The organism is Tenuifilum thalassicum, assembly GCF_013265555.1.
In the GTDB taxonomy this organism is placed as follows: Bacteria; Bacteroidota; Bacteroidia; order Bacteroidales; family Tenuifilaceae; genus Tenuifilum; species Tenuifilum thalassicum.
In genome coordinates, this window is the sequence record NZ_CP041345.1 from 2,989,540 (window position 1) to 3,004,388 (window position 14,849).

At 38.5% G+C, this 14,849-nt stretch carries 14 protein-coding genes; 7 read left to right on the top strand and 7 right to left on the bottom strand.

Annotated features, from left to right (window positions below; translation table 11 throughout):
* Nucleotides 1-50: 50 nt before the first annotated feature.
* On the top strand, nucleotides 51-1,451 hold the full coding sequence (gene rlmD / locus FHG85_RS12355; protein ID WP_173076363.1) for a 23S rRNA (uracil(1939)-C(5))-methyltransferase RlmD: 1,401 nt from the start codon (nucleotides 51-53) through the stop codon (nucleotides 1,449-1,451).
* Between the two features lie 30 nt (nucleotides 1,452-1,481).
* On the opposite strand, the gene FHG85_RS12360 is transcribed toward rlmD, so the two are convergent.
* Complete coding sequence (locus FHG85_RS12360; RefSeq protein ID WP_173076365.1) at nucleotides 1,482-2,492, bottom strand: hypothetical protein; 1,011 nt, start codon at nucleotides 2,490-2,492, stop codon at nucleotides 1,482-1,484.
* A gap of 120 nt (nucleotides 2,493-2,612) precedes the next feature.
* On the opposite strand from FHG85_RS12360, the gene FHG85_RS12365 reads away from it, so the two are divergent.
* The 4 genes from FHG85_RS12365 (at nucleotide 2,613) to FHG85_RS12380 (ending at nucleotide 6,147) form a co-directional block, all read left to right on the top strand.
* Nucleotides 2,613-3,023: a VanZ family protein gene (locus FHG85_RS12365; protein ID WP_173076367.1), complete on the top strand. Its 411-nt coding sequence runs from the start codon at nucleotides 2,613-2,615 to the stop codon at nucleotides 3,021-3,023.
* A 600-nt stretch (nucleotides 3,024-3,623) separates the two neighbouring features.
* Nucleotides 3,624-5,105: a hypothetical protein gene (locus FHG85_RS12370; RefSeq protein WP_173076369.1), complete on the top strand. Its 1,482-nt coding sequence runs from the start codon at nucleotides 3,624-3,626 to the stop codon at nucleotides 5,103-5,105.
* Between the two features lie 35 nt (nucleotides 5,106-5,140).
* Nucleotides 5,141-5,425: a hypothetical protein gene (locus FHG85_RS12375; protein ID WP_173076371.1), complete on the top strand. Its 285-nt coding sequence runs from the start codon at nucleotides 5,141-5,143 to the stop codon at nucleotides 5,423-5,425.
* A gap of 230 nt (nucleotides 5,426-5,655) precedes the next feature.
* Nucleotides 5,656-6,147, top strand: a complete 492-nt coding sequence (locus tag FHG85_RS12380) for a hypothetical protein (RefSeq protein WP_173076373.1) — start codon at nucleotides 5,656-5,658, stop codon at nucleotides 6,145-6,147.
* A 982-nt stretch (nucleotides 6,148-7,129) separates the two neighbouring features.
* Here FHG85_RS12380 and FHG85_RS12385 read toward each other — a convergent pair.
* Nucleotides 7,130-7,891: an SH3 domain-containing protein gene (locus FHG85_RS12385; protein ID WP_173076375.1), complete on the bottom strand. Its 762-nt coding sequence runs from the start codon at nucleotides 7,889-7,891 to the stop codon at nucleotides 7,130-7,132.
* Between the two features lie 184 nt (nucleotides 7,892-8,075).
* Here FHG85_RS12385 and efp point away from each other — a divergent pair, with 184 nt between their 5' ends.
* Both efp and FHG85_RS12395 read left to right on the top strand, forming a co-directional pair.
* A complete protein-coding gene (efp, locus tag FHG85_RS12390; RefSeq protein WP_173076378.1) occupies nucleotides 8,076-8,642 on the top strand; it encodes an elongation factor P in 567 nt (188 codons plus the stop codon).
* Nucleotides 8,643-8,736: 94 nt separating this feature from the next.
* On the top strand, nucleotides 8,737-9,957 hold the full coding sequence (locus tag FHG85_RS12395) for a PP2C family protein-serine/threonine phosphatase (RefSeq protein ID WP_173076380.1): 1,221 nt from the start codon (nucleotides 8,737-8,739) through the stop codon (nucleotides 9,955-9,957).
* Here the strand turns inward: FHG85_RS12395 and FHG85_RS12400 are convergent.
* The 5 genes from FHG85_RS12400 to FHG85_RS12420 all read right to left on the bottom strand — a co-directional run bounded on the left by FHG85_RS12400 (nucleotide 9,894) and on the right by FHG85_RS12420 (nucleotide 14,741).
* Nucleotides 9,894-11,387: an O-antigen ligase family protein gene (locus tag FHG85_RS12400; RefSeq protein ID WP_173076381.1), complete on the bottom strand. Its 1,494-nt coding sequence runs from the start codon at nucleotides 11,385-11,387 to the stop codon at nucleotides 9,894-9,896. The two genes, FHG85_RS12395 and FHG85_RS12400, sit on opposite strands and share 64 nt — an antisense overlap.
* Nucleotides 11,388-11,413: 26 nt before the next feature.
* Complete coding sequence (locus FHG85_RS12405) at nucleotides 11,414-12,424, bottom strand: Wzz/FepE/Etk N-terminal domain-containing protein (protein ID WP_173076383.1); 1,011 nt, start codon at nucleotides 12,422-12,424, stop codon at nucleotides 11,414-11,416.
* 109 nt (nucleotides 12,425-12,533) lie between these two features.
* The gene (tyrS, locus tag FHG85_RS12410; RefSeq protein WP_173076385.1) at nucleotides 12,534-13,829 is read right to left on the bottom strand and encodes a tyrosine--tRNA ligase; all 1,296 of its coding nucleotides are present in this window, start codon (nucleotides 13,827-13,829) and stop codon (nucleotides 12,534-12,536) included.
* A gap of 88 nt (nucleotides 13,830-13,917) precedes the next feature.
* Nucleotides 13,918-14,430 carry a CvpA family protein gene (locus FHG85_RS12415; protein WP_173076387.1) on the bottom strand — a complete coding sequence of 171 codons (513 nt, stop codon included), beginning with the start codon at nucleotides 14,428-14,430 and terminating at the stop codon, nucleotides 13,918-13,920.
* 11 nt (nucleotides 14,431-14,441) lie between these two features.
* Nucleotides 14,442-14,741 (bottom strand): ArsR/SmtB family transcription factor, encoded by a 300-nt coding sequence (locus tag FHG85_RS12420; RefSeq protein WP_173076389.1) that lies wholly within the window; start codon nucleotides 14,739-14,741, stop codon nucleotides 14,442-14,444.
* Nucleotides 14,742-14,849 lie beyond the last annotated feature (108 nt).

Below are 14,849 nucleotides of genomic sequence, written 5' to 3' on the forward strand. Positions count from 1 at the left end.
GCAAAACAATAATTTTATAACGAAAGTTCAAACTAACCAATTAAAATAAAGTGGGACGGAGAAAAAAACCGCTGCTCGAGCAGGTTCATATTCAAGATGTTGCAGCAGAAGGAAAAGCCATAGGCAAGGTTAACGACAAAGTAGTTTTTGTGCCATTTGCGGTACCGGGCGATGTGGTTGACATACAGGTCACAAAGAACCGAAAAAATTTTATGGAGGGGCAGGTAGTTAGGTGGCATCAATTTTCACCTATCAGGGTTGAAGCATTTTGTGAGCATTTTGGACTTTGTGGTGGTTGTAAGTGGCAAAGTCTTCCGTACAGCGAGCAGCTGCGGTATAAGCAAAAACAGGTATCCGATCAGCTAAAAAGGATTGGTAAGGTTGAGCTTCCAGAGATATCTCCAATTATTGGATCAAGCAAAACCCAGTACTATAGGAATAAGTTGGAATACACCTTTTCCGACTCGCGATGGTTAACCCGAGAAGAGATTGAAAAATCCGATGAAATAATTCAAGAACCAGCCTTGGGCTATCACATACCAGGGAGGTTCGATAAAGTTTTCGATGTTAAGAACTGCTACTTACAACCCGAGCCATCCAATTCAATCCGTCTTGCTGTTAAGGATTATGCATTAAAACACTCCATACCGTTTATCAACCTTTACTCAAAGCAGGGGGTGCTTCGGAATATCATAATCAGAACTACCACCACAAATGAGGTAATGGTTATTTTATCGGTAACCCAAATAACCGATCAGGTTAAAGGTCTTTTAGATTATCTTAAAAATGAGTTTCCCCAGATAACATCATTGTTCTATGTGGTTAACACTAAGTTGAACGAAACCATTAACGATTTGGATTTAGTGCTTTACCATGGACAAGAATACATAACCGAGCAGATGGAAGACCTGCGGTTCCGCGTGGGACCAAAATCATTTTATCAAACTAACTCCGAGCAGGCACTTGTGTTATATCGCGTTGCACGCGACTTTGCCAACCTTACAGGCTCCGAAACAGTCTACGACCTTTATACTGGCACAGGCACCATTGCCAACTTTGTAGCTCGGAAAGCAAAGAAAGTGGTTGGAATTGAGTATGTCCCCGAAGCCATTGATGATGCGAAGGTAAACTCTAAAATAAATGGGATTGAAAACACATCTTTCTTTTCAGGTGATATCAAGGACCTGCTAAAAAAAGAATTTTTGTTACAGCATGGCACACCTGATGTTGTCATACTTGACCCACCCAGAGCAGGTATACATCCCGATGTTGCCAACACGCTAGTTGAAGCCAACCCCATCAGAATTGTTTACGTTAGCTGCAATCCAGCAACACAAGCTCGAGATATCGCTCTTATGTCTGAAAAGTACAGGGTAACAAAAATTCAACCGGTTGATATGTTCCCACAGACACATCATGTTGAGAATGTGGTATTGCTGGAAAGGAAGTAATTAAAGGTTGTAATAAAGGAACCTGAAAATCTACTTGGTTTTCTGGTAGTATATTCTAAGCTTTTTCCTAAAAACCCTTTCGTTTGCCTCGTTTACTCTTTTTATTAGGGCCTCAATTAGTTCTGTTCTCCCATCCAGCTCCGCGCCAGAAACGACCTCGCCATCGGAATATACAATTTTTTCAATTTTATAACCATACATTCCCAGCGAAAGGGCAACTGCAGCATTATAATCGTCAAAGATTATAACCGATGGCATGGTATTTACATTGTATTTTTGAATTGCAATAAGCACCCTGGAGCTGATGTGTCGGATCTGATCTTCACCCAAATACTTAGCGCCTAGTAGTAGTCGTACCAAATCGATCTGAGCCACCTCGCGCACTCTGCGAGCTGCTACCAGTCGTTCGTACTCTCTTTGGCTGGTAGAAAGAAATAGATCGATAAATGGCTGAGGCACACCATGAAGGTCGTTTAAATCGTTCTCACGCTTCCTTAGCTTGTACTCCTTATGCGCTAACTGCTGGGTATTGGGGTAGTAGTAGGTCCATTTTCTTGTTCGCTTATAGCTTTTAGTCATTGGTTTCGGCTTCCACTTGGTTACTGGACGCCTCAAAATAGGATCGTTCATTCTTAGGTTTTGCGATTCCAGCGAGTAAATCAAACAGTTAATAAAATGAATATAACCGCCCCCAATATTTGCGTGTAATGCCGACCACAGGGTTTTGTTGTTCGTTTTAGAGGTGCTATCTACTTTTTCGTCCTCATATAAGCGTTTGCTTTTAATGTAATCGATAAATTCTTGATCAAGCGTAACAGGATAGTAGGTTGTTGAGTTATCGGTAGAGTCAATGAAAAGATTTTTACCCGTGTGGTAAAGCCCCCTAACATCCATAACATAATCGGAATCATTAGCAAGCTTTACATGTAGCTTATAGTCCGCACCCCAACGCATTGCTGTGATTGTTGGCTGTAGCCCTTGCTGTGCACGTGAAGTTATAGCAAGTAATCCTATGATTGAAAGCAAGATAGTTCTTTTCATAATCGTTTGGTTTGCACAGGTAAAGTTAAGAAATGATTTTAGTTCCAGGCAATCATTTTTATATGATTAAAACAAACCAGGGGAATATTTTTATCTTTGTTTGGCTTAACATTCCAATCAATGAATTCGTTACGAAACAAAAGAAGGTTAATAATTTTAATTCTAGTATGGGTACTGTCAATCCTGTTTATACCAGCAATAATCCCCATGGATTTCCCAATAATTAAAGTATTTGGGTTTTACATACATTCCGATTATCTGGTTCATGTTTTCCTTTTCTTTATTTTAATAGTTACACTCCTGCTTGCAGGAATAGGGGTTCATAGTTTTGGAGTTTTTATTTTAATAATATTAGCGGCTATTCTTGCCGAAGTATGGCAGCTAGTAATTCCGCATAGAACATATAATATTTGGGATCTGATTGCAAATGTCGGTGGCGTTATACTTGGATATCTTGTGGCCTATCTTAGGTTGATGTTTGCTAAAAAAACTCTGTTAACCGACAAAAAAGTTAAAAGGCACAAGCCTTGATCTTTTGCTTCTTTTGCATCAAGGCAAAAGAAGGGAAAACAAACGTGGATTCGGCAGGCTCAGCATGACAAAATTCAAGATTTAAGACTTGTCCGGCGAAGACGGATTCAAGGCTTTTTCCGGCGAAGACGGATTCAAGATTCAAGATTTCAGAATTTTCCGGCGAAGATGGATTCAAGGCTGTGTCCGGCTTAGACGGATTCAAGATTCAAGATTCAAGAATTCAGATTCAAGATTTAAGAATTGCCACATGAAATTCCGATACTTCCGAATATTTCCGAGTCATTCCGAATCCTTCTTCCTTCCAAGGACCCCTCCAAACCTCCCCTGAGAGGGGAGGCTTAACTCCCCTCTCCTTTTCAGGAGAGGGGCAGGGGGTGAGGTCAAAAAATTCGAAACTCCAAAATCTAAAAACTAAACACGGTCTCAAATCTTCCGAATCCTTCCGATTATTTCCGATTCGTTCCGAATCATTCTTTTAACTTCCTCTAACTTCATTATTTAACTTCCTCTAACTTCTTCAAATCCCTTTTCAAGATCCGCCACACCTACAGTGAGAAAAATTTTGTATATTTACCCCAAGGCACAACCGGTAACCTTATGGACTACCCAACCACCCCGGCGCTAGCCGACAGGTACATATCCCTAATCAAAACACAATGGGAGCTCATCCACAACCCCCAGTCCACCACCGGGCTCTTCGACGAGATGGAGGAGGGGGCTGCAAAAACAAAGAATTCATTTTATATTAAGATAAATGGTAGCACACATAAATTTAATAATAATGACAAAATTGACCTCGTTAAAAATGAAAATGGAAAAATAAAAATCAAGTTTTATTTTGATGACGACTCAACTATGAGCGTGGATCAAATTACATGGTTTATAAAGTGTAAATCAAATAGTTCCTTGAAATTTAGACAGGACACTGTAATCATTCCTTTGAATGAAGATTCAAAATTACAAATTTATAGAGTTAGAACAATTGAGAATAATACTAAAGATAGCGTTAAGGTATTTGATTTTAACATTAGATTAATTGCAAGTCCTCATATAGAGTTTGAAATGCCTAGTGGTTACGATGGAGAGTTTGGGTTTGATGATGGCAAATTGATTGCCAATGACAAATTTAGACGTATTAAGTTTCACTCTTTTACATTACTAGATGGCAATGAGTTTTTTTCTCCTTGGCTAACAATGATTGATAATAATAATATTGATTTAAAAATAAAACAAGTGGGCGGTAGGAAAGGTGATTCGCTCTACTTAAAGTATGATCCAGATTTTATTAGTGCGAAACTTTCTTCCAATATGCAAACAATCAATATAACTAAGAAGGTTGATGTTGTAAACGATTTTAATGAACCACAATTTCTATTTGTATATAGAAAAGATTTATATGGCATTCAAGATCACATAGTGGGTAGAATTGCAATTTTATCTTCATTTGTTAAACAAATAGAAAATGTTTTCATTATTTATTTAGAAAAATCAAAGAATAAAGCAAAAAGGATCGATACTCAAGCGCTCTTGAATTTACTCAATAAAAGATCTCTTAATCAGTTTTTCGTAAACACTAAGAATGTCAGTGTTATTGGAGCGGATACTTTAAGACACAACATGAGAACTGAGTTTACGTTTGTAGATAATCAGGACAAAGTTGGATATATTTACAACACTCTTTTAGAAACAGTACGTAATAAAATACCATCTCAAGTTATAATTACAAGTGGAGGATTTCCTAAGAACGTCTATATAGTTATCACAGATATTACACTTTACAAAGAAAATAATGAGATTTGCAAATTTAGTGGAGGAGGTGTAATGAAAAATAATTTTGCTATAATGTATGCCACAGGGCATTGCTCAAGTTCAGAAGATCTACTCGAATTAATAGTTCATGAAATAGGCCACACCCTTAATCTTTATGATACTTTCAATGATAAACAATTAGGACGACCAGCAGTAAGTGAAACAAAAGACAACTATATGGATTATAAAATTCCCAATAGGAAAAGATTTTACCGCACACAATGGCAGAATGTCATGCTATATAGGTGGTCAATTCCAAACTCTCAATAAAAGACTTTTCAGCAGTAATTTTGTAAAAGTTCATTATGAAAAGATTTTTACTACTAACATTTTTAGTAAACCTTTGCCTAGTATCCATAGCACAGAATAATACTAGCTCTAATAACGAGGTTATACTGGTGAATGCAATTCTCGATAGCGTTGCATTTTATGATATAAAACTTGACTATAATAAGCAGCTTTCACTCCCTGATAGTGTAAAGGCCAAAATGTTACTGGCGTTGGGCAAACAGTTACCAAACAAGTTTATTTATGATATGAAAAAAAGATTTGAGAAGGATCAGGATCTTGTAATTACTATAAAAAATTAGCCAAAAAAATAAAGCAGCGGGATACTCTAAGGGATTTTAAAACTATTTATGATTCGCTTGTTCTTGTGCGGATAAAAAAGAACGAGAACTATATTTTGGTTAATAATTGTATACCTAGCAGTTTAGTTTTGGCTTGTGGTAGTTGGGGTGTAGCTGAAGCTCTACCTTTACTACGCCATTACCTTGACGATAGCACCACCTGCGTATCCCATTATTTTATACTTGCAGCCATGGCTAGACTTGGAGACAACTGGGCCTTTGACGAGTTACTTAGAAGAAGCCATTTAAATTATTGGGTAGAGAAGCACGTTGTGGATACTGTTAGTTGGAATATCAAGTATGAGGACTTGTCAAAAGTGCTTCAATTGCTAAGAGATATTAATAGTATGTCATACTATTTGAAGTCCAAAGAACTTCTTCTGTGCGCACCAGATTTTTTAAAAGTAAAGGGGAGAGTGTTACTTCAATTTTCTGGATTAGAGCCATCTTACAGTTTAGCAATCACTCAATTATGTGTAGAACTGAATTGTTTTCAGTTTAAAGATAAAAAGAGCTGGGATTTAATCTTAGGGCCCTATTGGAAAAATATATCAAAAATTGGTTTCAACGAAACGAGTAAAATGGAAAAACAAAAGATTTGGAATGAATATCTGAGTGATAGCTATATTAAAAAAATTACAGATGAATTAAAGGAGTGGATAAAAGTTAATGTTGAGTTTTAATCTTTGCTAAGCGTAGTCAGAAACCAAAAGAATAAAAGAACGAGAAACTAAGCGTAGTTTGCTTCTCGCTTTCTTTGTAGTAGATTGTAAATACACCTTAGTTCTTCTCCCCAGTTGAGCCGAGGCTGTAACTAAATAAGGAAGCACATTAAGTTGGGCGTAGGTTAGCGAAGCGTACCTGCGTCCAACTATTCTTTCAGGCTGTGCCTGTGTTCTTTGTTGTTTTATGTTGAGCCAAGGCTGAAAAAAGCAATTAACGAACGGTGTTCGGCGGCGGTTGCACCGCCGTCGGACTATCAGCAGCAGAGTTTATCCCGCAAAGCGGGACTGCGCCTGAGCTTCCACTTGTTAGCGCGCATTTCTTTTGAACAAGTGCGCTCCTCTTCTCGCTAGCGCGTATTTTGTAATCCATTCGTATACCACTGCCAATCAGCAAAGCAACTCCGGCATAAAAGCCTGTCCCGCCAATGAGTCGTGGGCGGGTCGTTGCGAAGGATAAAGTAAGCGGCGCTGTTTGAGCCATGCCGCAGGCGTGGCGAGTTGTGCCGCGCGGCAGGCACGCCCACGGGGTACCCATCGGAACAGGCTTTTCAGCCTCGATCTTTTGCTTCTTTTGCATCAAGGCAAAAGAAGGGAAACAAACGTGGCCTCGGCAGGCTCAGCATAACATTAATTCAACATTTAAGACTTGTCCGGCGAAGACGGATTCAAGGCTGTGTCTGGCTTAGACGGATTCAAAATTCAAGATTTGTCAAATGAAATTCCGATACTTCCGACTGTTTCCGAATCATTCCGAGTCATTCTTTTAAATTCCTCTAACTTCATTTAACTTCCTCTAACTTAATCATATTCTTCCATCAGAGCTCCTTCGGCAGGCTCGGCATGACAAGGGGCTTCCGAATCGTTCAATGGCATAAAAAACCCCAAAAACCCAAGGGCAATTTACTTGCCTCCTTGGATTTCTGGGGTTTAACGTTAACTGCTATTCAGTTACAGTTGAATCAGCAACTTCTTGTGTTTCTTCTACAATCTCATCAGACGAAGGGTCTCCTTCAAAATCTTCGGGTGACATCTCGTCTGTAAAATTTATCATTGAATTTAACTTCGCAATAAAAACTGACTGGCTTAAATCAGGATTATTTACAATTTCGATAAGGGCATTCATCTTTTCCGATTCATCCTTTATTGCCAAGGCCTTTTTAGCATATTTTGCAGTGGCAATATCAACCTCAGAGTAGCTTACTACATCCTTTTTAATCCAGCAAGTCTCAATCCATTTTCCGCTTGAACGTTTTCCAACCACCTCAATAAAATCATCTTTCTCCGATTTAACGGCAATAATATCCATCTCATCGAAATTCTTATCGGTTTTATTTAGCAAATCGGGCCTTTTATAAACCGATGCCTGTTCAACCACAACAGCAGGTTTAGCACCCAGAACAATAAAATCGCTTCTTACCCAACCTTCTTTACCATCTTTTAACCGTACTTTAAGGTATTCTACTTTCTTAGCTGAGCTATCATCCTTGTAGGATTCATCAAGATACTCTACTGTTTCTCCAATACTAATACTTGATAACCATTTGCCATTTTTTTCATGAGTTTCCCTTAATGAGACGTTATCCCAAACACAAACACCTTGATCACTACTACCAACGGAATTGTCTGTAGCTTTTTTCCCATTGCAGGATGTTAGGATGAGTAATCCAAATAAGATTGCTAGATTTCCACCTGTTCTTTTCATTTTTTTAATTTTTAAGTAAACACTATTTAACTATTATGCTAAAATATGTAAAAAACAAAAAAACGACAACAAAATTTGCACCATGTGTTTAGAAGTTAAGCACCATGGTGAATCATAACATAAGGTTATTTTTTAGTTAGGTGCAATTTTGCTATATTTGCAATCCATTGTAAAATAGAAATGTATGGCAACAACAGCAGATTTTAAGAATGGTCTTTTTATTGAATATAATGGTAAAATATATACCATTGTACAATTCCAGCACGTAAAACCAGGGAAAGGTGGGGCTTTTGTCCGTACAAAGCTAAAGAGTATAGAAACGGGAAAGGTTATTGAGAACACCTTTAATGCTGGTGTAAAAGTTAACGTAGTTAGGGTTGAGCGTAGGCCTTATCAGTTTCTATATAACGATGATTTAGGCTACCACTTCATGCATCAGGAAACCTTTGAGCAGATAACAATTGGTGAGCACATGATTGACAATGCCGACCTACTTAAGGAGGGACAATATGTAGAGATGATGGTTGAAGCAGAGAATGAAAACATTCTAACCTGTGAGCTCCCCCCATTTGTAGAGATGGAAGTTACCTATACCGAACCTGGTTTAAAAGGCGATACTGCATCGTCAACTGCACTTAAACCAGCAACTGTTGAAACAGGCGCTACCATCAACGTGCCTCTTTTCATTAATACTGGCGATAAAATTAAGATTGATACCCGGACAAGAGAGTATGCCGAAAGGGTTAAGTAATTAATCTTTTTACTGGTTATATTGATTTATTTGTATTTTTGCAGTAACTTATTCCTTTTTAGGAATAAGTTATTTTTATCTAAACCACCATCTGATGTCGATAACAGCGTCGCAGAATAGGTTACAGCTTAGTACATTCAAGCTAAATGCGCTTCTTGGTATGGCTCAAGCCATTAGTGCCGAGCTTAAAACCGAGGAGCTAATAGACCGTTTCCGACGCATCCTGAACGACGACTTGGGTATCGATCGTATTCTTCTATACAAAATGGAAGAGGGCAAATGGGAGCTGCTTTTAAACAGCAACTGCCCCGACAAGGTGGTTGAGAACATCAACGTTGAACGCGACCTCATCCCTTTCAATGAGATTACCTTTGTTGGGGTATCGGACAATCCTATCCTCCTAGAACTTGACGTTATTATACCCGTAATTCAGAACAACCAGCCAGTTGGATATGTTCTTATAGGCGACACCAACGAGTACGAGAAAGGTGTGAGCGCAACAATCAGGCATCTAAACTTTGTTCAAACACTATCAATAATCATTTTTGTTGCCATTGAGAACTTAAGGCTATTCCATAAAAGTTTGGAACAAGAAGCAATCCGTAAGGAGCTGGAGTTGGCCTCACGAATGCAGTCCATGCTTATTCCTGCTCCAACAGATATGCCCAAAATACCTGGGATAAAAATTGCTTCGTACTATCACCCACACTTTGAGGTTGGTGGCGACTACTACGATGTGATAGCACTTAGCCCAAACGAAATTGGGTTCTGCATTGCCGATGTCTCGGGGAAAGGTATTTCAGCCGCCCTGTTAATGTCGAACTTCCAAGCAAACCTTAGGGCTCTTTTCGATAATCACATCAACCTGAAAACATTAATTAAAAAGCTTAACGAAAGAGTCCTGGCAGCAGCAAAAGGTGAAAAGTTTATCACCCTATTTATTGGGCGTTACAATACCAGTAATCGCACCTTAGAATATATCAACGCAGGACACAACCCTCCATTTGCTTATTTACATAAATCGAAAAAGATTTTCCAGCTAAAATCGGGGTGCGTAGGACTAGGAATGATAGATGATATTCCTGTAATTAACGATGGCAAGGTGGTTTTTGATGAACCAGGTACCTTAATATGTTATACCGATGGACTGGTTGAGACAGTAGATGGAGACAAGGTGATTTACTCAACAAAAATTATCGAAGAGATACTCCCAAGCAATCAGAGCGTTGATAAAATCATTGAAAAGATAGCTCAAGAGCGTACATCTGAAAAAGTTTTTGATGACATCTCGCTACTAGGCTTCGAATTCCTATAACGAAACTTCAAAGAATAAATATACGCAGCATAGCCCCAAAAAAGGATAGCCACCTTATCCATATCAAGGAAATTATTCAAGAACCCATGCGACACGTAGGTAACCCAACCTAACAGAACACCCACAACAATAGTTCGCTCCTGGCTCTTCTTTTTAAGCCTCAAAGCCAAGTTGAAACCATCGTAAAAGACAACAACAATTATCAGAATAAAGGCAAAAACAGCAGGAATCCCTGCATCGGCTAGTAACCCAAGGTACTCGCTATGAGCATTACCTTTTAGCCCAAGGTTTGAACTTTCGCGCGTTTTCAGGTAAGAGGCCTGGAAGGGTGCATACTGAAACATGTAGGTTCCTGGCCCCCAACCAAACACAGGTTTTTCTTCAAACATTCTTATAGCCGAAGTCCACCTATTCAGCCTTTCAACATTTGACTCATCGGTTCGGATGTTGGCAATTGAACTGATATGCTTTCTTAAATCGCCACTCGAAGCGGTTCTATTTTGATTTAACCAAACCACTATATCGTCCTGGAAATAGCCTAAAGTGACAACGAAGGCAACAGCAAGAGCAACCACGTACCTGAATCTAATCTTAAGCCACCATATTATCCCAACTCCACCAGCCACAATTAAGCTTAGCCATGCCGCTCTTGTATATGACAGCACTAAAGCCACAATCAGAATTAATGACAATGCGATGTTCAACCACTTTAATAATCCTTTTTTGGACACTACTGCAAACGAAATCACAACCGGTATTAGCAATGCTAAGGTTGCGGCATATGATGTATGGTCAGTAAAAAATGGGTTACATGTTCCATGTGCAACAAACTTATCGAAAAGTCCTCTTTCCCATTGTTTCCATAATGTGATAAGGATTACAGCCGACATACCAACAATATAAAACCCAAGAAATTTTTTGAACGATATCGCATCCGATGAAAAAAGGATGAAGGGTAGGTAAAACAAAACCATAAAGTACAGCACCTTTAGCACTAAATACTTAGCAGATACCACAGGCATGGTGCTATTAATAGTGGCAACCAAAAGCCATCCTAAAAAGAAATAGATTACGAGTAGAACTGGTTGCCAACTAAACCATCGGTTCTCAATCGATGATTTTGAAAGCATAATAAAAACGAGTGGCGCTAAAGCCACAATAAATAATTCCGAAGGCATCCATAGGTCGAAAGGAAGACCTTGAACATATTCCGACAAGGGGATTGATAAAGGGCTTAACAGCAAGTAAAGCTTATAAAATCGGTTGGGAAACCATATGTAAAAAAGAAGAAAAATAAAAAAGACAGGCACTACAATAAAAAGCGATTTTTCGGTAGCAACAAGTAAAGCATTAATCAGTACAAAGAGGATGCTAGCAATTAGCACCGGCTTACTTCCAAAAAATGATTTTATTGATTGAACAATCAGCATTACTTTTAAAAATATTGTAACTCTCGTTACCCTAAATTTTTAAGTTTTTTGATATACTCAGCAAGTAGCATAAAAAATATGGCAAATAGTAAAGCCGATAATGTAGAGGTAGCCACTATTAGTAAACGCTTAGGATACGCTTTTTTATCGGGAACATCAGCCCTGTCAATAATGAACTGAGTAGGAATTTTTTGGCTTGCTTCAATTCGGGCTACCAATATATTTTGGCGCAAAAGGTTCAGATGCTCTGCAAGGTTATTTATCTCAGCCGAATATCTTACATGTTTCGAAGTTCCATTACCAAAACGTTTTAACTCGTTGTTTAAGATTTTCAACTTATTCCTATCGTTACTATATAGGGCAGAAATGAAGTTTTTATAAAAAACCTTTGACTGATACTCGGGGTCAATAACACCATTTGAAACAACTACAGCCAGGGAATCCTCTAACATTTTCATCTCACTTTCCATAATCTGGTACTGTTCTTCCAGAACCTTAAGCGCATTTTGTGCTACCTGAGCCTTTATGGACCTCATTAGGCTATCGGAAAAATCGACCACGGTATTTGCAATGAGAGCAGCAAAAGCAGGGTCGGTATCCATTACCTCAACGTTAATACTCTGATACCTGGTTGGTTTGATTTTTATATAGCTATCGAACTTGTTATAGGTTTTAAACTTAACAGATTCCTGATTTGTATCAATATCCCAATGCTTACATAAATTGAGTTTGTTTATAACCAAATCCTTAAGCGAACGAGAGTTTAGAACCTGTAAAAATTGCTCCATTTCTTGGGTCTCACCAAAAGTTGTGAGCCCTTCCTGTATGTTCACAGTAGTCAGCTCCTTAGAAACCTGATTAGATACTGGCGGAAAAATAGTAGCAACAGATTTAAATTGAGGTTTAATTAAGAGCGATGCTATTAACGAAAGCACAAAAGCTAAAACGCCAACAACAAAAAGGACTCTTCTTCCATTCCAAATGGTTTTCATTATGGATTGCATGGAAGTCTCTAGGTTTACATCCGAGTTACTCATAGCTTTTCATTTGATGTCAAATTTCAAAAAAATATTCAAAAGAAGAACAAAGGCTTGCTCATAAAAACTGCAAGCCCTTAAATTGTCACACCCATAAGTATGAACGTAATTATTCCGATGCTATTATAATGAAGTAGTTCTTTTTCCCTTTTTGAACCAAAAGGTACTTTCCGTTAAGAAGCATTTCGGCATTTACAGGGTTATCGGCCGATTCTACTTTTTGCTTGTTAATGCTTAAGCCTCCACCTTGAACCAATCTACGAAGCTCACCCTTTGATGGAAATACTTTGGTTTTTTCCGCAAGAAGAACGGATACGGGTATCCCTTGTGCCAGTTCACTTTTCTTTACCTCAAAAGTTGGCACACCCTCAAAAACAGAAAGGAAGGTTTCCTCGTCTAACCTGCTTAACATCTCGGTAGTTGCTTTTCCAAACAGTAGTTCAGAGGCTTCAACAGCTCTATTGTAATCATCTTCGGAATGAACCATCACTGTCACCTCACGTGCCAAAACCTTTTGTAGTTTACGAAGATGGGGTTCCTTTTTATGCTCAGCAATAAGGCTGTTAATTGAAGCCTCATCGAGCAAGGTGAAAATTTTAATATAACGCTCTGCATCCTCATCGGAAGTATTTAACCAAAATTGATAGAACTTATAGGGTGATGTTAAACGAGCATCGAGCCAAACATTACCGCTTTCTGTTTTTCCAAACTTTGTTCCGTCGGCTTTGGTTATGAGCGGAATGGTAAGGGCAAATGCCTCGCCACCTAGCTTTCGACGAATAAGTTCTGTCCCTGTGGTTATATTCCCCCATTGGTCGGAGCCACCCATTTGTAGCTTACAGTTCATATTCTGGTATAGCCACAGAAAATCGTAGCCCTGAACAAGCTGGTATGAAAACTCAGTAAACGACATTCCTTCCTTTGACTCCTCGCCCAAACGCTTTTTAACTGAATCTTTAGCCATCATGTAGTTAACCGTGATATGCTTTCCAATATCACGAATAAAGCTAAGGAAATCGTAGCCCTTCATCCAATCGTAGTTATTCACAAGAACAGCGGCGTTTGGCTTACCACTATCGAAGTCTAAAAATTTAGAAAGCTGATTTTTGATTCCATTAAGGTTACGTTGGAGGGTCTCCTCGTCGAGCAGGTTACGCTCCTGCGACTTACCACTTGGGTCACCAATCATTCCGGTTGCACCACCAACAAGGGCTATTGGCTTATGCCCAGCCATCTGAAAGCGTTTTAAAAGAAGTATCTGAGCAAAACTCCCAACATGAAGCGATTCGGCAGTTGGGTCAAAACCAATATATCCAGCAGTCATCTCTTTTGCAAGCTGCTCTTCGGTACCAGGCATGATATCATGTATCATACCCCTCCATTTTAGTTCCTCAACAAAATTCACGGCTTAAACGGTTTTTAATTAAAAAATAAAGGCCTTTTAGGCCTTCAAATATATATGATTTAGCTTAAAATTCCGACAAAACAAGCAGCTAGGTCGATTTAAATTTTTCTTTTAGCGAATCAAAGTGTAGGTAAGGGTATATAGCAGGTGCTAAACGCGATAAGGGTTTATACAAAATTGTTTTGTTTTTGGCTTCCTGGGTATAAAAATTAAACCTATCGTTTGCCTTCTCAATAAACACTATTAGAACGCTAAGAATTATTGCATATTTAAAAAAACCAAAAAGCAAACCTAGTAGCTTATTCACAATGCCAAGCGGAGTGAGGTTAAAAACCTTATCAATCATTTTACCAGCAAAATGCACTCCAACTACAACAAGTATAAACGTAATGGCAAAAGCAAGAATGGGTATATACTGTCCGCTTAGCTTGACCTTTTCAACCAAAAGCACTGCAGTTAAATCGGAAAACCGAACTGCAATCCAAATGCCTAAAAGTAAGGCAGCAAGCGAGGTTACTTGCATTACAAAACCATTTAAAAACCCTCGGATTGCTCCAAATGCTAGAATAACAAGCAGTACTAAATCAACAGTTGAACCCATTAAAACGAATTTTAAAGTGTGCACTTACCCACGCAATCGAGAATCTTGCCTAAATTCTCGTTACGCAGAGAGTACATAGAATTTTTGCCCTCACGCTTGCACGAAAGAACACCTTTGTCCTTTAATATTCCAAGATGATGAGATGCAGTAGACTGCTCAATCTTAAGCGACTCATAAATTTGCGTTACAGTCATCTGACCATTCTTTTCCAAAAGGCTAATAATTCCAATCCTTAATGGATGTGCAATAGCTTTCAGCATATTAGCAGCTTGCTCTAGCTGCTCAACCTTTAAATCTCCAACTTGTACCATTTATCCTACTGTATTTCAATCATATTAAGTGCATGCAAATATATTAATATTTTAATTTTTCAACATTGTCAAAAATCATTTTTAATAACATTATGCTAGATTTTTTGT